Origin of the sequence: Hymenobacter setariae (assembly GCF_007713685.1) — a bacterium.
Classification (GTDB): domain Bacteria; phylum Bacteroidota; class Bacteroidia; order Cytophagales; family Hymenobacteraceae; genus Hymenobacter; species Hymenobacter setariae.
Genome location: NZ_VMRJ01000002.1, coordinates 790,223 through 809,134, shown reverse-complemented (window position 1 = coordinate 809,134; position 18,912 = coordinate 790,223). Strand labels below are relative to the sequence as shown.

The 18,912-nt window shown below is 54.8% G+C and carries 22 protein-coding genes; 3 read left to right on the top strand and 19 right to left on the bottom strand.

Annotated features, from left to right (window positions below):
- Positions 1 to 17 precede the first annotated feature (17 nt).
- The 19 genes from FNT36_RS09805 to rpsH all read right to left on the bottom strand — a co-directional run bounded on the left by FNT36_RS09805 (position 18) and on the right by rpsH (position 14,991).
- Entirely contained in the window at positions 18 to 3,332 is a 3,315-nt protein-coding gene (locus FNT36_RS09805) for a toxin-antitoxin system YwqK family antitoxin (protein WP_144846946.1), read from the bottom strand.
- 110 nt (positions 3,333 to 3,442) lie between these two features.
- Complete coding sequence (locus tag FNT36_RS09800) at positions 3,443 to 4,666, bottom strand: hypothetical protein (RefSeq protein ID WP_144846944.1); 1,224 nt, start codon at positions 4,664 to 4,666, stop codon at positions 3,443 to 3,445.
- Positions 4,656 to 5,450 carry a hypothetical protein gene (locus tag FNT36_RS09795; RefSeq protein ID WP_144846941.1) on the bottom strand — a complete coding sequence of 265 codons (795 nt, stop codon included), beginning with the start codon at positions 5,448 to 5,450 and terminating at the stop codon, positions 4,656 to 4,658. Before FNT36_RS09795 ends, FNT36_RS09800 begins: the two co-directional genes overlap by 11 nt.
- Positions 5,451 to 5,590: 140 nt before the next feature.
- A complete protein-coding gene (locus FNT36_RS09790) occupies positions 5,591 to 6,166 on the bottom strand; it encodes an RNA polymerase sigma factor (protein ID WP_144846938.1) in 576 nt (191 codons plus the stop codon).
- 189 nt (positions 6,167 to 6,355) lie between these two features.
- Positions 6,356 to 6,934: a 50S ribosomal protein L17 gene (gene rplQ, locus FNT36_RS09785; RefSeq protein ID WP_144846935.1), complete on the bottom strand. Its 579-nt coding sequence runs from the start codon at positions 6,932 to 6,934 to the stop codon at positions 6,356 to 6,358.
- Positions 6,935 to 7,107: 173 nt separating this feature from the next.
- Complete coding sequence (locus FNT36_RS09780) at positions 7,108 to 8,097, bottom strand: DNA-directed RNA polymerase subunit alpha (RefSeq protein ID WP_144846931.1); 990 nt, start codon at positions 8,095 to 8,097, stop codon at positions 7,108 to 7,110.
- A gap of 184 nt (positions 8,098 to 8,281) precedes the next feature.
- Positions 8,282 to 8,887, bottom strand: a complete 606-nt coding sequence (gene rpsD, locus FNT36_RS09775) for a 30S ribosomal protein S4 (protein WP_144846928.1) — start codon at positions 8,885 to 8,887, stop codon at positions 8,282 to 8,284.
- A gap of 26 nt (positions 8,888 to 8,913) precedes the next feature.
- Positions 8,914 to 9,306, bottom strand: a complete 393-nt coding sequence (gene rpsK / locus FNT36_RS09770) for a 30S ribosomal protein S11 (RefSeq protein WP_144846925.1) — start codon at positions 9,304 to 9,306, stop codon at positions 8,914 to 8,916.
- A gap of 84 nt (positions 9,307 to 9,390) precedes the next feature.
- The gene (gene rpsM / locus FNT36_RS09765; protein WP_144846922.1) at positions 9,391 to 9,768 is read right to left on the bottom strand and encodes a 30S ribosomal protein S13; all 378 of its coding nucleotides are present in this window, start codon (positions 9,766 to 9,768) and stop codon (positions 9,391 to 9,393) included.
- 116 nt (positions 9,769 to 9,884) lie between these two features.
- A complete protein-coding gene (rpmJ, locus tag FNT36_RS09760; protein WP_068340511.1) occupies positions 9,885 to 10,001 on the bottom strand; it encodes a 50S ribosomal protein L36 in 117 nt (38 codons plus the stop codon).
- 23 nt (positions 10,002 to 10,024) lie between these two features.
- Positions 10,025 to 10,243, bottom strand: coding sequence for a translation initiation factor IF-1 (gene infA / locus FNT36_RS09755; protein ID WP_035567874.1), 219 nt, complete (start codon positions 10,241 to 10,243; stop codon positions 10,025 to 10,027).
- 5 nt (positions 10,244 to 10,248) lie between these two features.
- Complete coding sequence (gene map / locus FNT36_RS09750) at positions 10,249 to 11,031, bottom strand: type I methionyl aminopeptidase (RefSeq protein ID WP_144846919.1); 783 nt, start codon at positions 11,029 to 11,031, stop codon at positions 10,249 to 10,251.
- Positions 11,032 to 11,040: 9 nt separating this feature from the next.
- Positions 11,041 to 12,357 carry a preprotein translocase subunit SecY gene (gene secY / locus FNT36_RS09745; RefSeq protein ID WP_144846916.1) on the bottom strand — a complete coding sequence of 439 codons (1,317 nt, stop codon included), beginning with the start codon at positions 12,355 to 12,357 and terminating at the stop codon, positions 11,041 to 11,043.
- A 22-nt stretch (positions 12,358 to 12,379) separates the two neighbouring features.
- The gene (rplO, locus tag FNT36_RS09740) at positions 12,380 to 12,826 is read right to left on the bottom strand and encodes a 50S ribosomal protein L15 (protein ID WP_144846913.1); all 447 of its coding nucleotides are present in this window, start codon (positions 12,824 to 12,826) and stop codon (positions 12,380 to 12,382) included.
- 15 nt (positions 12,827 to 12,841) lie between these two features.
- A complete protein-coding gene (gene rpmD / locus FNT36_RS09735) occupies positions 12,842 to 13,021 on the bottom strand; it encodes a 50S ribosomal protein L30 (RefSeq protein ID WP_144846911.1) in 180 nt (59 codons plus the stop codon).
- Between the two features lie 6 nt (positions 13,022 to 13,027).
- A complete protein-coding gene (gene rpsE, locus FNT36_RS09730) occupies positions 13,028 to 13,645 on the bottom strand; it encodes a 30S ribosomal protein S5 (RefSeq protein WP_144846908.1) in 618 nt (205 codons plus the stop codon).
- 6 nt (positions 13,646 to 13,651) lie between these two features.
- Positions 13,652 to 14,002, bottom strand: a complete 351-nt coding sequence (gene rplR, locus FNT36_RS09725; RefSeq protein WP_144846905.1) for a 50S ribosomal protein L18 — start codon at positions 14,000 to 14,002, stop codon at positions 13,652 to 13,654.
- Between the two features lie 9 nt (positions 14,003 to 14,011).
- A complete protein-coding gene (rplF, locus tag FNT36_RS09720) occupies positions 14,012 to 14,569 on the bottom strand; it encodes a 50S ribosomal protein L6 (protein WP_144846902.1) in 558 nt (185 codons plus the stop codon).
- A gap of 23 nt (positions 14,570 to 14,592) precedes the next feature.
- Positions 14,593 to 14,991 carry a 30S ribosomal protein S8 gene (gene rpsH, locus FNT36_RS09715; RefSeq protein ID WP_144846899.1) on the bottom strand — a complete coding sequence of 133 codons (399 nt, stop codon included), beginning with the start codon at positions 14,989 to 14,991 and terminating at the stop codon, positions 14,593 to 14,595.
- 323 nt (positions 14,992 to 15,314) lie between these two features.
- On the opposite strand from rpsH, the gene FNT36_RS09710 reads away from it, so the two are divergent.
- Genes FNT36_RS09710 through FNT36_RS09700 form a run of 3 tightly spaced genes read left to right on the top strand, consistent with a single transcriptional unit; the run spans position 15,315 to position 18,864 of the window.
- Complete coding sequence (locus tag FNT36_RS09710; protein ID WP_144846896.1) at positions 15,315 to 15,989, top strand: response regulator transcription factor; 675 nt, start codon at positions 15,315 to 15,317, stop codon at positions 15,987 to 15,989.
- 30 nt (positions 15,990 to 16,019) lie between these two features.
- A complete protein-coding gene (locus FNT36_RS09705) occupies positions 16,020 to 17,408 on the top strand; it encodes a sensor histidine kinase (RefSeq protein WP_144846893.1) in 1,389 nt (462 codons plus the stop codon).
- 58 nt (positions 17,409 to 17,466) lie between these two features.
- The gene (locus FNT36_RS09700) at positions 17,467 to 18,864 is read left to right on the top strand and encodes a TolC family protein (protein ID WP_144846890.1); all 1,398 of its coding nucleotides are present in this window, start codon (positions 17,467 to 17,469) and stop codon (positions 18,862 to 18,864) included.
- The last annotated feature ends 48 nt before the right edge of the window (positions 18,865 to 18,912 follow it).

The window sequence follows — 18,912 nt, the reverse complement described above, 5'->3', positions numbered from 1 at the left end:
GCCCAGGTCCGGGCGCACTAGCGCGGGTTATAGACCGAGTTATTCCAGTACTGCTCGGTGCTCTGCGGGCGGCCCTGGGCATCGTAAGCAATGCTTGGGCCCGAGTGCTCGCCGGCTCGGTAGGTTTCTTCCCGCTCTAGGGTGCCATCGGGGCGGTAGTAGCGGCAGCGGCCGTGCAGCTCACCGTTTTGGTAAGACTCTTCTTCCATGAGCTTGCCGCTAGGCCAGTAGCTTACTTGTAGCCCATGGCGCAAGCCTTGCTGGTGGGCTACCCGCCTGAATACCTGCCCCGAGGAGTAGTAATACGTAAAATTGCTCCCCGGATAATTGTGCGCGTAGGCTTCCTCCGCGGCAGGTTTTCCATTGGCGAACATTGTTTTGATGGCTCCGCCCGCGGCTGGTAGCGCCTGACTGTTGCTGGCACTGCTCTGCGCACCCGGCCCGGCAAAGCCTACCAGACGGTCTTGCTCGTAGCGCCGCTCCAGCAGCAGCTCGCCTGCGGGGTTATAGTAGCGGCTGATGCCGTCGAGTTCGCCTTCGTCGTTGTAGGCCTGCACACGCTGGGGCTTGCCATTAGAGAAGTTGTACACCCACTCCCCTACTGGCTCGTCGTCGAGGTAGCGGCCGCGGCTACGCAGCGTGCCATCGGGGTAATAGGTGCTGAACTGCCCATAGAGCTTGCCATCTAGGTACTGGCCTTCCGTTTGAGTCTGGCCGTTGGCATACTGACTGCGGTAGGCGCCGTAGCGCTGGCCGCCGCGCAGCGTAGTCACCGACTCGGGCTGGCCATCAGGCCGCAGCCAAGTGGTCGGGCCTTCGTAGCGGCCATCTGTAACAGTAGCCCGGTTCAATACCTTTTTACTAGTGCCGGTGTAGTGTAGCACTAGCTCTTTAACCGCCGGTGTCAATTCATAGTGGTCGATTACTTTGCCCGTCGAGTCATATGCAGTGAGCTGGCGTAGCTTACCAAAGGCGAAGAGACGCTCCTCAGCCAGCTTCCCCCCTGGCTCATACATTCGTAGCAGGCCACTCGACTCGCCCCGGAAGTATTCTCGCTCCTGGCTTAGCTGGCCACTAGGGTAATATGACTTCCAAACGCCTTCCTCTTTGCCCTGGCGCTGCCATCCTACTTGCAGGGGCTTGCCATTGGCATAGTATTGCTCAAAAGCTCCGTCGGCTACGCCGCCCGCTCCATAGTGGCGGCGCTGGTGCAGTTGGCCGTTGGCGTAGTACACTTCACCTACACCCGTGCGTGTGCCAGTGGCATCGTAATGCTGCACTTCGTGCAGGGTACCGTCGGGGTAGTACGTTTTCCACTCTCCTACCAAGTGCCCGTTTTCTACTGCACCGCTGCCCTTAAGCTGTCCCTCAGCCGTATAGGTTTTCACGGCCGTGCGTCCTTTTTTTAAAGGGGTGTCGGCAAGCTGCTTGCCCTGCGCGTCGAGGTTGGTTAGGCGCACCATGCGGCCATGCTCGTACAGCGTAGTGGCGTAGTGGCGGCCTTGGATGTCGTAGTCAACGTAAGGCCCGTGCAGCTCACCGGTCGCATCGTAGGTTTCTTCTACGCTGAGCTTGCCATTGGCAAAGTACTCTTTCCAGGGGCCCGTGCGCTTGCCGTGGGTGTACTGCCCGGTTTCGCGCACCTTGCCATTGGGGAAGTAAGTGATGTAGGGGCCGTGTAACTCGTCTTGGTCGAAATTAGCCTTCTTTTCTACCGTTTTGTCGGGGTAGTAGACTACTAACTCGCCCTGCGCCTTACCCTGGGCATAAAACGAGCGCACTTCGGGCGTGCCATCGGCATAAAATCGCTCGAGTAGCCCATCGCGTTTGTCGGCGTGCATCTTGGCTCGGAAAGTAACCGCGCCACCCGGGGCATAGTCCACGGCGTCGCCTTCGTAGTCGTTGCCCACAAACTGCCGCGTTTCACTCAATTGCCCGCTTTCGGTAAAGGTTTTGCTGCCGCCTTCCAGCTTACCCTGCCGGTAAGTGGCTTCGCTTTGCAGCTGGCCGCTGGGGTAGTAATAGCGACTCGGACCATCACGCTCACCCTTGGCGCCATAGTACTGCTCTGTTTCAGTGCTGCCATCGGGGCGCAGCACCAGCCACTTACCCGTTCGCTCGCTGGCTGCCGAAAACGCACCACGCTGCCTGATATTTCCATTCTGAGCTATCAGCAGCCAATCGCCTGTAGGCTGCACTTCGCCTTTGGCATCGCGCTGGCCGGCACCTAGGCCATCGAGGTAGGGGCCATCAAACCACGCCGCTACTTGGCCGGGGCCCGTGGGCCGAGGCTGCTGGCTATGTAGCGCTAGCAACGGCTGGCTTACGGCAGTAGTCAGCTTTTCGAGGCGACTTTTATTGCTCTTCAGCCACTGCTGCGCGATTTTATCATCGGCCGAGCTAAGGATGAGGTACGTAAAAGTCGTTAAGTTATCGTCTTGCCGTAGCGCTTTCACGACCGGCCCGTAGGCCCGCAGCCAGAAGTCACTGGCTGGGTCGGCATCCAGCGGAAACTTCTCTACTAGCAATTGCAGCTGCTTCACGATGGCCGCTTTAAACTTCACCTTCGTGGTGTAGCCTGCATTCAGCGCCACTTTGCTCGTTATCAACTGGTCGAGCTCCTCAAATGCCGCATTGGGCGCTACAGGGGCGGTTTGGTCTTCTTTACCAATAATAGCAACGCCCTGCGACAAGCGCTCTAGGTCAACCAATACGGCGTTGCTGCGCGGCCCTTCGGGCTCGATAGCCAGAAATAACAGCAGGCTTAGCATGGCATGGGTCGTTTGGCCCTGCCGCGCCGCCAAGATACCTAGGAGCCGGTGCCCGCTTGCCTTGGCCGGCCGCAGCTCTATCGAGCGCTGCAGGCTCGCCATCGCCGCGGCGGTCTGCTGTTGGTTCAACTCAAAAACCCCTTGGTTAACCCACAGATTTTCATTGTATGGAAACAGCTTGAGCCCCGCCGCGTAGGCCTGGCGAGCTTCAGCTAATTGCTTCAGGCCTTCATGGGCACTACCTAGCGTGCTGTACAGCTCAGGTTCAAATGGCTCGATTGCCATCGAGCGCCGGGCAGCCTCTATACTGGCTTGATACTTTTCGGCCGCTAGCAGGCTCAGAGCTAGCTCGGCCTGAGCCTGTGCGTAGGCGCTATCGCCGGGCGTCACCAGCTGGTAGCGCGCAGCTGCCTCGTCATATTTGTCAGCGTCGTGTAAGGCAACGCCTTCTTTGATGAGGGTTGCCGCCTCGGTATAAGTGGTTGCTGGAGTTGTTTGGGCGCGGCCTAGGCCAGGCAGTGCCAGCAGGGCAGCGGCTGCCCCATAGTGTCGCAAATGCATACTGGAAAGAAGCTTATTCCAGCTGCTGCGCGCAGCCTATTCTAAATAAGCGCGCAAGTATAAGGCTTTATCTAACAGGTTTTCAGTAATTCCAGGTAGCCTGCAATTTTTTATTTGCTGAACCGCACCGTTCCGTACCGCACCTTGATATTGACACTGCCCGCGCCGCGGGCCGGCACTCGCCCACCATATACCCCTAGGACGTCGGCGATGCCTTGGCCATGCTCGTCAGCCGACAACACTCGCACTAACTTTTTATCAACTAGCAATTGTCCTTGCTCGGTGCTGACATCAAATTGGAAGCTAGGCGTTTCTTCAGCAAAGCCTAGGCGAATAGTGCTATAGCCGCCATCCAAGTTTATTTGGCGAAAGCTGGCACCCATATCACGCACCTCAAAGTCGGGGCAGTAGCGCACGGCCATGTCCAGTCCCTCACTCAGCTTATCGACGCTAAAGCGGGAGTAGCCCGACGAACCACGCAGGTTGCGCACCTTTCCTAGAGCTACGTCGCCGTATTTGCTGTGCACAGTAAGGTCTTGCACAGTAGCCATATCCACATCGGCGTAGTTAGTACGCAGTTCTACTTGCTCGCCCTCTGTGAGGCGCAGGCGCGCATAGTTAGCTTCGAGGCTGGCTTGCTTTACGTAGGGTATAGTTGCTTCGCCGTTGGCAATGCGCACTACATTGCGGACGCCAGTCAGCCGAGCCGTGTGCAGATTACCATAATCAACGTTCAACTGAGTTGAGCCTTGCCAATCGCTGGCTATCGTTACGTCGGCAAACGAAGCAGCCACGCGCAACGCCAAAGTGCGCGGCAGCCAAATGGTATAGTTTACCTCGTAGCGGCGCCCGCCCCCACATTTGCCCCGCAGGGTAGACCCAAACTGTGAGCTTACGCTAGTGCCCCCAGTGTTGGCATCGTAGGCGAGGTATTGTACGCTGAGTGCGTCGAGTATTTGAGCCGCCGCCACCGGCGTTTCGGCTCGCGCTACTAGGTCAGTTTCTACTTTTATCTCTTGCTTGTTCCAAGCGCTGATTTGGACCCGGCCGTAGCGCGTATCCAGCGCAAATGACTGTCCGGCTTTGCTCACCGGAAACCGACGGCTCAGGTGGCGGCGCTGCTCAATAGGTGGCAGGCTCTGGTCGTTGTCTACTTGCTCGGTAGGCCCTTGTTGAGTGGCTCCTGACTGTGCAGGACCATCCTGCCCATTCATCACTGTGAGCGCTACCCTAGGTAGCTTCGTAGCGATAGATGTGGCTCGCACCGACCCAAATAGTCCTAGCCAGCTCAATAGCACCAGCAATCCGCTCAGTAAAGCCCGATTAGTGGTCATGGTGCAGAATGCTAGCAGAAGCGCGGCGACTATCGGCCAGCGCATATTCGCCGCGCGTTTCATTGACCAGGCCCGCTTGGGTAGGATTGCGTAGTTCTAATTGCCGATTTAGAATATCGAGTCGGTATTGCAGGTTACGATTCATGGCTGTGAGCACCACTTCAGGCTGAGGATGGCTAGGTAGCTCACGCTTTAGCTGCTGGTAAAGTGAATCTAGGTCCACCAGTTCACGGCTGCATTCAGCAACCGCTTCGGGCGATAGCTGACCCAGCTCTGCTTTGCGGTCGGCTAGCTGGCCAACGTAATAGGTTTCCATACCACGCACTGCCGTATCAAGCCGGGCATTTGTGTTGTGGCTCACTTCGCTGGCCATTAGCTCGCCCGATTGCCCTAGGTAGAGCGCCGCGTCGGCTTCAGCGTTCGTTGGCAGCTCAGCGGCTGCATTAGCAACTGCACGTTCTTTTGTCACTTGGCCTGACTTCCAAGCCTCGCCCAAGCCTGCGGCTAGTATCAATACTGCTAGTGCCGCCGCAATGCTATAGTACTCGGCCCAAGCCCATTGTTTGCGAGGAGCTGGTTGCTCTAGGGGCACAGCTGGCAGCTGTGGGCTCTCATCTGCCGATGCCCCGACTACACTCATTACCGAGGCCGTATGCTCACCGCTTGAGTCATGTAATTGCTTTTCCAAAGCCGCCCACAGTTCGGGTCGGGGTTCGTGCAGGTCGAAATCAGCCCGATGCCGTTCTACGCACGCTTCAAGCTGGTCTTGCTTACTATAGTTCATGGTAAATAGCTCTAAAAAGCTGTTGGCAATAAGGCCGCTACCCGTTGCTAATACGGTGCTGGATAGCGAAAGCCAGCAGAAATGTGCGGGAAAGAAAGAATAAAAACAGAAGGTTGTAGTAGCCAATACCTTGCGTTCGGCTAGCTAAGGCCGCGCTGCATAGCCAGCTCACGTAGCCGTTGCCGTGCACGGCTGTATTGCGATTTAGACGTCGATTCGGTGATACCTAAGATGCCGGCGATTTCTAAATGGTCATAGCCTTCTAGCAAATACAGCGACAATACAACCCGGTAGCCGTCAGGCAGCTCCTGAATACAACGCCGCAATACGTCGGCCCGGTATTGAAGTTCTTCTGCTTCCTCCCCTGTATGAGAAGCAGAAGTTTCTGCGGGGGTCGCCTCGTGGTGAAAATCTTCCAGTGACACCAATTGCAGGCGTCGCTGCCGCAAGCAATTAATACTTTTATTAACTACAATGCGCTTAAGCCAAGCGCCGAAGGATGAATCACCTTTATAGCCGCTTAACTCACGGAATGCACTCAAGAACGATTCTTGTAGCACATCTTCCGCCTCGGCATAGTCGCCCGTAATACGCAAAGCAGCATTGAACATGGCCTTTGAGTAGCGCCGATACAGTTCAGCTTGCGCTTGCCGGTCGTTTACCCGGCACCGCTCTACTAGTGGGGCATTAATGTCGATATAAGCAACGGCTTCCATAGGCTCACTCAGCTGGGGTAAGACGCAAAGGTCAATAGCTTTCCGCTTACAACCCAACAGACAACACTTAAGCTGCCTAGGTTGCACTCCCTTGTGGGAAAGCTTCTTTACATCTAGGTCAAGATATTGTAAACACAAAAAAAGGGCCGCACCAATAGGTGCAGCCCTTTTCCAAAATACCTAGGACAATTAAGCCTCAGGCGTCTGCTTTTCGTCAGCCGGAGCATCCAGCGTAGTAGCCTCAGCTTCGGTAGCCGAAGTTGCAGGAGCTTCTTCAGCTACTACAGCAGCCGACGTGCCGGCTTCGTTGCTAGTAGCCTCGGCACCGCCCTTGCCACCGCGGCGACGCGAACGACGGGTAGTAGTGGCTTTGGCCTCCGAAGCGTTTTTGGCTTCGAGCAGCGTTTCGTTGAAGTCAACCAGCTCGATGATGCACATATCAGCATTGTCACCGGCACGGTTAGCGCTCAGCTTCAGGATGCGGGTATAGCCACCGGGACGGTTAGCAATTTTCTCAGCTACCGAACCATATAGCTCTTTCAGGCTTTCCTTGTTTTGCAGGGTAGCAAATACGGTACGGCGCGAGTGCGTGGTGTCATCCTTAGCCTTGGTTAGCAGCGGCTCTACAAACTGACGCAGAGCTTTGGCTTTAGCAACAGTAGTAGTTACGCGCTTCGAGATAATGAGCGACGAAGCCATGTTCGACAGCATCGCGTTGCGGTGGGCGGCAGTGCGGCCCAAGTGGTTGATTTTTTTACCGTGTCGCATCGGACAGTTTTGGGTAAATGCTACGCTTGCGGACCAGGACCACGGCGGGTCGCGAGGAACCTCATTAGAACCCTAATCCCTAGGGCGTAGCGGGTTGAATAAATAATGACAAAAAATTGCTGGCTGCCAATTCCTCTCGACAAGGAGTTAGCAGCCAGCAAGGCAATCTACTTTTAGTCTTCGTCCAAGCGGTACTTGCTCAGGTCCATGCCAAAATGCAGGCCCTTCTCTTCCACTAGGTTTTCCAGTTCGGTGAGGCTCTTCTTACCGAAGTTGCGGAACTTCATCATGTCGGCCATGTCGAGCTGTACTAGCTCGCCTAGGGTCTTAATGTCAGCCGCCTTCAAGCAGTTATAAGCACGTACCGAAAGGTCCATTTCACCAAGCGAGGTTTTGAGCACCTTACGCATAGCGAGGGTTTCTTCATCTATAGGTTCAGCAGCCGCAGGGCGGTTGCCGCTCAGCTGCATCGTGCTGTCCGAGAACAACATGAAGTGCTGAATAAGGATGTTGGCAGCCCCTTTCAGTGCCTCTTCGGGGTGAATCGAACCGTCAGTAGAGATTTCAATCAGCAAACGCTCGTAGTCAGTCTTCTGCTCTACACGAGTGTTCTCGATGCTGTATTTCACGTTTTTAATAGGCGTGTAAATAGCATCGATAGCAATCTGACCGAAAACCTGGTCAGCGGGCTTGTTCTCATCGGCGGGCACATAGCCACGGCCGCGAGCTACCGTCAACTCAAACTCCAGCTCTTTAGCGGGGTCGAGGTTGCAGATAACCAGCTTCGGATTCAGAATCTGGAAGCCTACAGCAAACTTGCCAATGTCGCCAGCGGTGAAGGAATCCTGCCCGCTTACGCGCACCGTAATCTTGTCCTCAATGGCGTCGCTGATTTTTTTGAAGCGCACCTGCTTGAGGTTTAGGATGATTTCGGACATGTCCTCAATCACCCCCTCAATCGTCGAAAACTCGTGCAGCACCGAAGTCGTGCGCACCGACGTGATGGCGAAGCCCTCTAGCGACGAAAGCAGAATGCGCCGCAGCGCGTTCCCAATCGTAACGCCGTAGCCCTTCTCCAGAGGCTTGAATTCAAACGTCCCGGTAAAGTCGTCGGATTTCTCCATTACCACCTTCTCCGGCATCTGAAAAGCTAAGATTGACATATGTGGGGCAGTTAATTTATTGTAACAGGAAAAGCAAGCCTAGGCTTGCTCAATTTTGGGTAGCCAACCAAAACCACCATTCGGTCGTTTTTGTGCCCTTCCGCGCTCAATAGCAGCAGGATAGTAGCACCGGCTCAGCATAAGTGCGGCCCGAACAGCGTCCGGGCCGCACCAAGTGCCACTATTACTTCGAATACAATTCGACGATGAGCTGCTCCGTAATCTTTTCCGGAATCAGGTCACGCGACGGCATATTGGTGAACTTACCCACCATCTCTTTGCCATCCCACTCCAGCCACGAGAACTGACGTGCGTTACGCACGGTCAGCGAAGTCGTGATGGCTTCGAGCGACTTCGACTTCTCACGTACGCCAACTTGGTCGCCAGCGCGGAGTTTGTACGAAGGAATGTTTACTACCTCACCGTTTACCGTGATGTGCTTATGCGACACCAGCTGGCGAGCAGCACGACGGGTGCTAGCAATACCAAGACGGTAAACTACGTTGTCGAGGCGCGACTCCAGCAGACCAAGCAGGTTGTCACCGGTAATACCGGGCAACACAGCAGCCTTATGGAATAGGTTTTCAAACTGCTTCTCGAGCACGCCGTACAGGTATTTCACCTTCTGCTTCTCCATTAGCTGGACAGCATATTCCGACTGCTTCTTGCGACGGCCACGGCCATGCTGGCCGGGGGGGTAATTCTTTTTATTGAGCGCTTTGCTCGGGCCGAAAATCGGCTCCGAAAAGCGACGGGCGATTTTGGCGGTAGGGCCAGTATAACGTGCCATAGTAGGGAAATATCAGAAATGAAAAATCAAACGCGGCGACGCTTGGGCGGGCGGCAGCCATTGTGCGGCAGCGGCGTCACGTCGCGGATGGTCGTCACTTCGATACCAATGTTACCTAGGGCACGGATAGCCGACTCACGGCCAGCGCCTGGGCCTTTCACGAACACCTCGGCTTTGCGCATGCCCAGGTCATGGGCTACTTTGCCGCAGTCGCTAGCTGCCATCTGGGCAGCATAAGGCGTGTTTTTCTTCGAACCACGGAAACCCATCTTACCTGCCGAAGCCCAAGAGATTACTTGGCCGTTCGAGTTGGTTACCGAGATAATGATGTTGTTGAAGGAGGCGCGGATGTGGACCTGGCCCACCTGCTCCACCACGACAAGCCGCTTTTTGGCTTTGTCTTTTCTTTTTTGTGCCATTTGGTTATCGCTATAAACGCGGCAGGTGTTGGCTCCGCCTAACACTCATGAAGAGCACTAAGCAGAGCCGATTGCCGCTACGGGTTATTTCGTTGCTTTCTTCTTGCCGGCCACGGTCTTACGCTTGCCCTTACGGGTACGCGAGTTATTCTTGGTGCGCTGACCACGAACGGGAAGACCTTTGCGGTGACGGAGGCCGCGGTAGCAGCCAATGTCCATCAGACGCTTGATGTTGAGCTGAATTTCCGAGCGCAGTACGCCTTCGGTCTTATGCTCAGCAGCGATAATGGCGCGGATTTCGCCAGCTTCAGCCTCGGTCCAATCTTTAACCTTTTTGTTGACATCGATGCCAGCTTTGGTAAGAATTTTAACCGAGTTGCTCCGGCCAATGCCGAAAATGTAAGTCAGGGCGATTTCGCCGCGCTTGTTGTCCGGGATGTCAACCCCTGCGATACGAGCCATATTGGTTGGTTAGATGTTTGCGGACCAGAAAGCCCGGCAGCGGCTTGGAAGGCGACTAGCTGAATAAAAGTTCAAACTAGTCAGTACCCAAGACTCCGGGCTTCTGAAAAATTAATTTAGCCCTGACGCTGTTTGAAGCGGGGGTTCTTCTTGTTGATAACGTAGAGCTTGCCATTGCGGCGGATGATTTTGCAATCAACGCTACGTTTCTTCACCGAGGTTTTTACTTTCATGACCTTGAAAAGAACGAAAAAATTTATTTGTAACGATACTTAATGCGGCCTTTCGATAGGTCGTAAGGCGACATTTCGAGCTTTACCTTGTCGCCGGGCAGAATCTTAATGTAGTGCATCCGCATCTTGCCCGAGATATGGGCAATCAGCTGGTGGCCATTTTCCAATTCCACGCGAAACATGGCGTTGGAAAGGGCTTCGAGGATGGTACCGTCCTGCTCGATGGAGGCTTGTTTTGCCATAAGGGCTATTGCAGTGCTTTTTCTATGTAGTCAAAGGAGGTCAGAATCTCTGCCTTGTCTTTTCTAACAACAACGGTGTGCTCAAAGTGCGCCGCTGGCTTCTTATCACGGGTTCGGATGGTCCAACCATCTTTTTCCTGTACCACATCCTTCTTACCTAGGGTAATCATAGGCTCGATAGCAAGGGTCATACCTGTTTGCAGTAGTGGCCCAGAGCCCCGCTTACCGTAGTTAGGCACCTCGGGTTTTTCATGCAACTTAGCCCCTACCCCGTGCCCAACCAACTCACGCACTACGCCATAGCCCTTAGGCGACACGTAGTTTTGAATGGCGTAACTGATATCGCCAACACGGTTGCCAGCTATGGCTTGCTCAATGCCTTTATACAACGATGCTTTGGTTTCATCCAATAGACGTTGCACTTCTGGCGTCACCTCTCCGATAGAGTAGGTATAAGCACTATCAGCGTGATAACCATTAAGAAACACACCGCAGTCCACAGTCAGAATATCACCGCTTTGTAGCGGCTCATCTGTAGCAAACCCATGTACTACTACTGAGTTAGGACTCAAGCAGCAGCTGTGGGGAAAACCATACAATCCTTTGAACGAAGGGGTAGCCCCGTGGTCGCGAATGAATTCCTCGGCGCGGCGGTCTAACTGCCGCGTCGTGGCCCCTTCTCGCACCAGCGCAGCTACCTCGCCGTGGGCGCGTGCCAACAGTTGCCCGGCAGCACGCATTAAATCTATTTCTTCTTCAGTCTTATACTGAATAACACCAGTAGCCATTAGCGCTGATTAAGAGGCAATAGCAATTGGCTGTGAAGGCCGACCGCGCAATTTGCCTGATTTCATCATGCCGTCGTAATGACGCATCAATAAATAGCTTTCTACTTGATTGAGCGTATCTAGTACTACACCCACCATGATGATAAGCGAAGTACCTCCGTAGAACAGAGACAGTGGACGAGTAACACCTAGTAGCAATGCTAGAGTTGGGAAGATGGCGATGAGCGCCAATGCAACAGCACCTGGTAACGTTACGCGAGTCAGAATTTCATCAATGAATTCCGACGTGTCCCGGCCCGGCTTTACACCTGGTACGAAACCACCACTTCGCTTGAGGTCGTCCGCAATTTGATTTGGGTTGACGCTGATAGCAGTGTAGAAGTATGTGAAGATGACAATCAGCAGTGCGAATACTGTATTATATACCCAATGTTCAGGTGAAAAATACGCTGCAATAGTAGCTGCTAAGTCACTATTCTTGTCCCAGGCAGAAGCTGCGATGCTCGGTACAAACATCAGCGACTGAGCGAAGATGATAGGCATAACGCCAGCAGCGTTAACCTTCAAGGGGATAAACTGGCGCTGAGCGTCGAGTTGCGTAGCACCACCTACCTGCTTGGCATACTGCACCGGAATGCGACGGACAGCTTGCGTGAGCACGATAACGGCCATTACTACTAGAAACAGCACTACCAATTCTAGCAAGAAAATCAGCGACTTGTTTACACCCTTGGCGGCTGCTTCGCCGATGAGAGCGCCGGGGAGGCGCGACACGATACCAATCATGATAATCATGGAGATACCATTGCCGATGCCTTTGTCAGTAATTTTCTCCCCTAGCCACATGCAAAACAGCGTTCCAGCCGTGATGATGAGCATCGTAGAGATAGTGAAGAAAGTACCCGGCGTAATAATAGCCTCAGCATTAATGGTCGCTAGGAAGCCAACCGACTGTGCCATCACAATCGGAATGGTGAGCACACGGGTATACTGGTTAATTTTCTTCCGGCCCGACTCGCCTTCTTTCTGCAGTTTTTGGAAGTATGGCACGGCAATCGTGAGCAATTGCAGCACGATAGATGCCGAGATATACGGCATGATACCCAGCGCGAAAATAGATGCGTGGCTAAATGCCCCACCGAGCAGCGTATCCAGAATACCGAATACGCCGCCAGTGCCTTGCTTTAGTTGCGTGGGGTCTACACCAGGTAGGACTACGTAGCAGCCTAGCCGGTAGATAGCAATGAAAAATAGCGTATTGAGGATTCGCGTGCGCAAATCCTCAATCGCAAAAATATTTTTTATCGTGTTGATAAACTTATTCATTGCTAATCGATAACAATATAAGCTACAGCGTAACTACTTTGCCACCAGCTTTTTCGATAGCTTCAATAGCTGATTTCGAAAAAGCGTGGGCGTGTACCTCGATAGCGGCGTTAATTTCGCCACGGCCAAGTACTTTGATTTTGGCATTCTTTGACGCCAGGCCAGCTTCGGTGAAGTAGCCGGCAGCCATCGTAGCCGAGTTGTTGGCTTCAAACAGGCCTTGGAGCACATCTAGGTTGATGCCTTTGTACTCAACACGGTTGATGTTCTTGAAGCCGAATTTAGGCACGCGGCGCTGAAGTGGCATTTGACCACCTTCGAAACCCGACTTGCGCGAGTAGCCCGAGCGCGACTTGGCACCCTTGTGGCCACGGGTAGCGGTACCACCACCGCCTGAACCTTCACCACGACCTAGGCGCTTGTTATTGCGCGTGGAGCCGGCGGCGGGTCTGAGATTAGATAGATTCATGACTGGGATAAACGCTTACAGTTCGGTTACTTCCAGCAGGTGCTTCACAGCGTTCACCATGCCCAATACGCTGGGGTTGGCTTCGTGAGTAGCGGTGCTGTTCAATTTATTCAGGCCTAGGGCCTGTACGGTGCGCTTCTGACGCTCGGGGCGGTCGATGGCGCTGCGCACGAGCTTTACTTGAATCTGTGGCATGGTCAATTAACCGTTAAAAACGCGAGCGAGAGAAATGCCGCGCGCCTGAGCGATTTGCATCGGGTCGCGCATTTTAGCGAGAGCAGCAAAGGTAGCCTTTACTACGTTGTGGGGGTTCGACGAGCCTTTCGACTTAGCTAGTACGTCTTTGATACCGGCAGATTCGAACACGGCACGCATAGCACCACCGGCGATTACGCCCGTACCAGCTGCAGCGGGCTGCACAAGTACGAAACCTCCACCGTAGCGACCTTCCATTACGTGGGGAACAGTGTGCTTATACAGCGGCACTTTTACCACATTTTTACGAGCGTCGTCAATGCCTTTAGCAATGGCGTCGGTTACCTCGTTGGCTTTGCCTAGGCCATAGCCTACGTTGCCTTTGCCGTCGCCTACCACTACGATAGCCGAGAAGCTGAAGCGACGACCACCTTTCACCACCTTGGCTACACGATTGATAGCTACTACTTTCTCTTTGAAATCCGAATCGCCTTGTACGGCGTTATCGTTGTTGCCGCGGCCACCGCGGTCGTTACCGCGACGGTCGTTGCCGCCCCGGTTGTTACCCCCACGGTCGTTGCCACCGGCACCGCCACCACGGTTGTTGTTGTTATACTCTGCCATGATGCCTTAGAAATTGAGGCCGCCTTCGCGGGCTCCTTCTGCCAATGATTTAACGCGACCGTGATAGAGGTAACCCGAGCGGTCGAACACTACTTTGGTAATGCCAGCTTCTTGCGCCTTAGCGGCGATTTCGCGGCCTACGGCGGCGGCTAGGGCCACGCCGTTACCGCCTTCGGCGGTTACCTTTTTCGACGAAGCGGCAGCCAGCGTGCGGCCAGCCGTGTCGTCGATAATCTGGGCGTAGATGCCCGTGTTGGAGCGGAACACCGACAGGCGCGGGCGCTCCGGCGTGCCGGACACTTTCGTGCGGATGATGCGCTGAATGCGCTTCCGGCGAGATGCTTTATCGAAAGCCATGATACTAGATTACTTTTTAGCGGCAGTCTTGCCGGCTTTACGACGAACGATTTCACCCACGAAGCGAACACCTTTGCCTTTGTAAGGCTCCACTTTGCGCAGTGAGCGGATTTTAGCGGCTACTTGGCCAACAAGCTGTTTGTCAATGCTGGTCAGGGTAACGATGGGGTTCTTACCTTTTTCGGTAACGGCGGTAGCCGATACTTCGGGAGGCATAGCCAGGTACACGTTGTGCGAGTAGCCGAGCGACAGTTCCAAAGCTTTGCCGTTGAGGGCAGCTTTGTAACCTACACCTACCAGCTCGAGCTTGTGCTCGTAGCCAGCGCTTACGCCAGTAATCATGTTGTTGATGAGGGCGCGGTAGAGGCCGTGCATAGCCTTGTGACGCTTCTGGTCGGTGGGGCGGGTTACTACCACACTGCCATCTTCGGTAGATACCGCGATGTCACGGTCTACTTGCTGGGTTAGCGTGCCCTTGGGGCCTTTCACCGTTACGGTGTTGTCGTTGTCAACCGAAACCTGCACACCGCTGGGCAGGCTAATCGGCAATTTACCAATGCGGGACATATAGAATACTAGTGCTTAGCAGGTTAGTACACGTAGCACAGCACCTCGCCGCCCACGTTCTCGTTTTTAGCCTCCTTTTCGGTCATTACCCCTTTCGAGGTCGACAGGATAGCAACACCTAGGCCGCTCAGCACGCGGGGCAGGTTCTCGACATGCCGATACTGGCGCAGGCCGGGAGTGCTTACCCGCTCCAGCTTGGTGATAGCTGGGGCTTTGGTGGTGGGGTTGTACTTGAGGGCGATTTTAATCACGCCTTGTGCCGAGGTATCATCAAAACGGTAGCTCTGAATGTAGCCCTTGTGATAGAGCACTTTCGTGATTTCCTTTTTGATGTTGCTGGCCGGGATTTCCACTACCCGGTGGTTCGCCTTGATGGCGTTGCGCAACCGGGTCAGGTAATCAGCAATCGGGTCAGTATTCATTTGGTTGTAATTGGCCCACAACTTGGGGCCGCAAAGATAAGAAAATTTCGCAGCAGTAGCTAGCAGCCCTACAGCGAAATTTCAGTTAAGACTACTGGGCTCGGCTTTCGGGGCGCGGCCCATGGTTTCTTTCGGCAACCTGCCAAATATCGGGTGGGCAAGCCCACAGGTATTCTGTTTCGGGCTGCAAAGGTACGTCGAGGTCTGAGACTTATGCAACTGACTAAGCGTAAAAATTTATGAACATAAGTAAGCGGCTTGTATTCCTTAGTCAGTCGCGTACCTAGCACCACCAGCTGGTATAGCGTTATTTTACCTTTCGCATGAAGATTTTATTGGTAGAGGATGAGGCTAGCCTAGCCTCTTTTATTCAAAAGGGCATGGTGGCGGAGGGCTACGAGCTACGCGTGGCCTATGATGGCACGATGGGCCAACGGTTGTTTGACCAGCAGCCGTTTGACGTGGTGGTGCTCGACGTGAACTTGCCGGGTATGAATGGCTTTGAGTTGTGTCGCTATATCAAGCAGCACTCGGCGCACCAAGCGGTATTACTGCTAACAGCACTTGATGGCTTGCAGGATAAAGAAAGCGGCTTTGGGGCGGGAGCCGACGACTACTTGGTCAAGCCGTTTGAGTTTCGGGAATTGCTACTGCGCATTCGGGCGCTGGCCCGGCGTAGCATCGCCTATGCGGGCCAGCATACTATACTGCGTGTGGCTGACCTAGAGATGGATACTGATACCCGGCTGGTACACCGGGCCGGCCAACGCATTGAGCTTACGACCCGCGAGTATTCGCTCCTTGAATACTTACTGGTAAATAAGGGCAAGAGTGTCAGCCGCATTGATATTGCCGAGAAGGTTTGGGATTTACACTTTGATACAAATACCAATGTCATAGACGTATATATCAATTACTTGCGTAATAAGATTGATAAGAAATTTGAGCCTAAGCTGCTGCATACCATTGTAGGGCGGGGCTACATGCTACAAGGATAGGCGATTGCCTAACCTCTACCCTGACTTGCTATGCAAATTCGCCATAAGCTGCTTCTCTGGTTTGCGGGGCTAGTGAGCGTGCTGCTCCTGGCATTTTCGGCTTATGTGTACTGGAGCTACGCCGAGTTTCGGACGCAGGGCTTCGAACAGCGGTTGGTACGCAAGGCTGAACTGCTATACCAAGTGCTCGACGATGCGCGAGTAAATGAGGCACTGGCGACGCTCCCTGAGCAAGCAGGCTATATCTATAGCCCCACCGACCAGTTGGTTTACGCTAGCCCTAACGCGGGTGACTATCATCCCTCAGCAGAGTTCTTAGCAGAGGTACGGCAACAGGACCGAGTAGCATTCGACTTTACTAGCCCCAACCATATTTATCCGAAGGAGGGCGTGGCTCTTACCTTTCGGCGGCCACCTGAGCCAGGGCGCTACTTAGCCATTGTAACGGCTTATGATAACGCCGGCTTTACCCGTGAGCACACATTGCTGCGCACCTTGCTTTACGGCTACCTAGGAGCGGTGGTGCTAGTGGCGGGGCTGGGCCTGGTGTTTGCACGGTGGGCACTACTGCCATTTAATCGCCTTATTAGCCAGCTGCGACGGCCGGGATTAATGCAGCCCTTTCGCTTGCAGCCACTGCACCAGCACGATGAAGCCGGAGAGCTAGCTGCTGCCTTCAATGGCCTGCTTGCCCGGCAAGAGGCATTAGCCCAGAGCCAGCAAGCATTCATCGCGCAGGCTTCACACGAGCTACGCACGCCACTTACTACTATCAAGGGATGGCTGGAAACTTCACTGACCTATGATGCTGATGCTGGTAGCCTGCGAGAGGGCATGCGGCAAGCCGCGCAGGAGCTCGACAAGCTCACTGCTTTGGCTAATGGCCTCCTACACCTAGCCCACCTCGAAGGCCTAGGTACGCGCCTAGAGCGCCAACCCCTGGAGCTAATAGACTTACTGCTTGACGTTATTGACACGGTTCAGCACCAACGCCCAGCCCAGCGCTTGGCCCTGGCCGTGGGCGAAGGCGTGCAGCAGCAGCCTAGCGCGCCTGTAGTATTAGGCAACAGTCACTTGCTGCGCACTGCTATTACTAATCTGGTCGATAACGCATGTAAATATTCCGACGGCCAGCCTGTGTCTCTTCGTCTTGAGATGCATACCGACTTAGCCATTCGGCTTGCTATTGAGGACCGAGGCATTGGTATTGCGTCAACCGATGCTGAACGTATTTTTCAGTCACTGACACGAGGTAGCAATAGCCAGCAGGTCAGCGGCTTTGGCATTGGCCTCACGTTGGCCCGGCAAATAGTGCAGCTGCATCAGGGGCAGCTGTGGCTACGGCCTAGGTCGGGTGGCGGCACGGTAGCTGAGGTAGAGCTACCATTGGTGCGAGAAGCAGGTCCGGCGGGTCTCTAATAACTTCTAATCTGACCTTAATACCAGTCTAATAAGCCGGGGAGAGGTTTGCGGCATCATGTCCGCATTTCGTATTCTTTGGCTAGTATTCATTGGGCTGCCGCTGGCCGGCTGGGGCCAGGCGGCCGCGCCACTCACGCTACCGCAGGCGCTAGAGTTGGCCCGCACCAACTATCCGTCACTTCGCGCTCGTCAAGCAGGTATTGCCGCGGCTACGGCCGATGTGCGCACACTACGCGCCACTTATCTGCCGCAACTCACGGCGCAGGCGCAAGCCCTCAATGGCACATCTAACCAGGCGCGGGGGGCGCTACTAGGTGGCATTGGCCCCAATGTGTCGGGGGTGCGCGATTATACCAGTAGTCAGGCGTCTTGGGCTAGTCAGGGAATGCTGTTCATCGATTGGCCAGCTGTGACCTTCGGCCGCTACCGAGCTGATGTGCAGCGCGCCGAGGCCGGCGTGAGCCAAGCTCAGGCCGACTACGAACAAGAGTTATTTCAACACCAGGTACAAGTGGCTGATGCCTACTTACTGGCTTTGGCAGCACAAAAGGCTGTGGCACTGCAAACAGCCAACCTGCGCCGCACGCAAAGCCTGCGGCGAGTAATTCTGGCGGCCACGCAGGCTGGTATTCAGGCCGGCATTGATAGCTCGACGGCCAACGCCGAAAATGCGCGGGCACAACTCCAATTGCTAGTAAGCCGCCAACAGGCTGAGCAACAACGCGTGCGGTTGGCGGGGTTATTAGGGGTGCCTACGCAGCAGTTGGCGCCGGCCGACTCGTCTTTATTCTTTACCCGCCTGCCAGCTTTGCCGGCCGCACCCGATAGCGGTAGCTTACTGCGCCACCCTACCCTATTGGCTTATCGGCAGCGCGTGGCGGCGAGCGATGCAGCAGCTAAGTATTTGGCTTCTAACAATCGGCCAACCCTATCGCTAGTAGGTGCCACTTGGGGCCGAGGCTCGGGCGCGGCCTCTGCAGCCAGCCCCGATGGGTCATTTAACATCAACCCATCGTTAGGCGCGGGCCTGCCTTTTAAGGTTTACAACTACGCGGTAGGCGCGGCGCTCACCTGGCGTGTGACCGAGCTGCTGCACAGCCGGCGCGCCGCCACAGCTCAGTTGGCCCGCTCCGAGCAGGCTCGCGCCGAGTATAGCCAACAAGAGCTGCTACTCCGCACCGAGCAGCAAAACGCCCGTAGCCAGCTCGACCTAGCTCGCCAGAGCGCACAAGCCGCGCCCGCCCAGCTCGACGCTGCTCAACGGGCCTATACCCAGGCCCAGGCGCGCTACAATGCTGGCCTTGATAACCTAGTAGTGCTTACCCAGGCCACACTGGTACTCAACCGCGCCGAAACTGACCAGGCCATTGCCATCAACAACGTGTGGCGGGCACTGCTGCTGCGCGCCGCTACTAGCGGCACCCTCTCAGATTTTACTGGGCAGCTACCCTAGGGCGCTGGGCCACGCTTTTGTCATTGCTTCGCTAGTGTTCGCAACGAC

What these genes read in the sequence shown, in the direction of transcription:
- FNT36_RS09805 (WP_144846946.1), bottom strand. Translation starts at nt 3,332, where the DNA reads ATGCATTTGCGACACTATGGGGCAGCCGCTGCCCTGCTGGCACTGCCT.
- FNT36_RS09800 (WP_144846944.1), bottom strand. Translation starts at nt 4,666, where the DNA reads ATGACCACTAATCGGGCTTTACTGAGCGGATTGCTGGTGCTATTGAGC.
- FNT36_RS09795 (WP_144846941.1), bottom strand. Translation starts at nt 5,450, where the DNA reads ATGAACTATAGTAAGCAAGACCAGCTTGAAGCGTGCGTAGAACGGCAT.
- FNT36_RS09790 (WP_144846938.1), bottom strand. Translation starts at nt 6,166, where the DNA reads ATGGAAGCCGTTGCTTATATCGACATTAATGCCCCACTAGTAGAGCGG.
- rplQ (WP_144846935.1), bottom strand. Translation starts at nt 6,934, where the DNA reads ATGCGACACGGTAAAAAAATCAACCACTTGGGCCGCACTGCCGCCCAC.
- FNT36_RS09780 (WP_144846931.1), bottom strand. Translation starts at nt 8,097, where the DNA reads ATGTCAATCTTAGCTTTTCAGATGCCGGAGAAGGTGGTAATGGAGAAA.
- rpsD (WP_144846928.1), bottom strand. Translation starts at nt 8,887, where the DNA reads ATGGCACGTTATACTGGCCCTACCGCCAAAATCGCCCGTCGCTTTTCG.
- rpsK (WP_144846925.1), bottom strand. Translation starts at nt 9,306, where the DNA reads ATGGCACAAAAAAGAAAAGACAAAGCCAAAAAGCGGCTTGTCGTGGTG.
- rpsM (WP_144846922.1), bottom strand. Translation starts at nt 9,768, where the DNA reads ATGGCTCGTATCGCAGGGGTTGACATCCCGGACAACAAGCGCGGCGAA.
- rpmJ (WP_068340511.1), bottom strand. Translation starts at nt 10,001, where the DNA reads ATGAAAGTAAAAACCTCGGTGAAGAAACGTAGCGTTGATTGCAAAATC.
- infA (WP_035567874.1), bottom strand. Translation starts at nt 10,243, where the DNA reads ATGGCAAAACAAGCCTCCATCGAGCAGGACGGTACCATCCTCGAAGCC.
- map (WP_144846919.1), bottom strand. Translation starts at nt 11,031, where the DNA reads ATGGCTACTGGTGTTATTCAGTATAAGACTGAAGAAGAAATAGATTTA.
- secY (WP_144846916.1), bottom strand. Translation starts at nt 12,357, where the DNA reads ATGAATAAGTTTATCAACACGATAAAAAATATTTTTGCGATTGAGGAT.
- rplO (WP_144846913.1), bottom strand. Translation starts at nt 12,826, where the DNA reads ATGAATCTATCTAATCTCAGACCCGCCGCCGGCTCCACGCGCAATAAC.
- rpmD (WP_144846911.1), bottom strand. Translation starts at nt 13,021, where the DNA reads ATGCCACAGATTCAAGTAAAGCTCGTGCGCAGCGCCATCGACCGCCCC.
- rpsE (WP_144846908.1), bottom strand. Translation starts at nt 13,645, where the DNA reads ATGGCAGAGTATAACAACAACAACCGTGGTGGCGGTGCCGGTGGCAAC.
- rplR (WP_144846905.1), bottom strand. Translation starts at nt 14,002, where the DNA reads ATGGCTTTCGATAAAGCATCTCGCCGGAAGCGCATTCAGCGCATCATC.
- rplF (WP_144846902.1), bottom strand. Translation starts at nt 14,569, where the DNA reads ATGTCCCGCATTGGTAAATTGCCGATTAGCCTGCCCAGCGGTGTGCAG.
- rpsH (WP_144846899.1), bottom strand. Translation starts at nt 14,991, where the DNA reads ATGAATACTGACCCGATTGCTGATTACCTGACCCGGTTGCGCAACGCC.
- FNT36_RS09710 (WP_144846896.1), top strand. Translation starts at nt 15,315, where the DNA reads ATGAAGATTTTATTGGTAGAGGATGAGGCTAGCCTAGCCTCTTTTATT.
- FNT36_RS09705 (WP_144846893.1), top strand. Translation starts at nt 16,020, where the DNA reads ATGCAAATTCGCCATAAGCTGCTTCTCTGGTTTGCGGGGCTAGTGAGC.
- FNT36_RS09700 (WP_144846890.1), top strand. Translation starts at nt 17,467, where the DNA reads ATGTCCGCATTTCGTATTCTTTGGCTAGTATTCATTGGGCTGCCGCTG.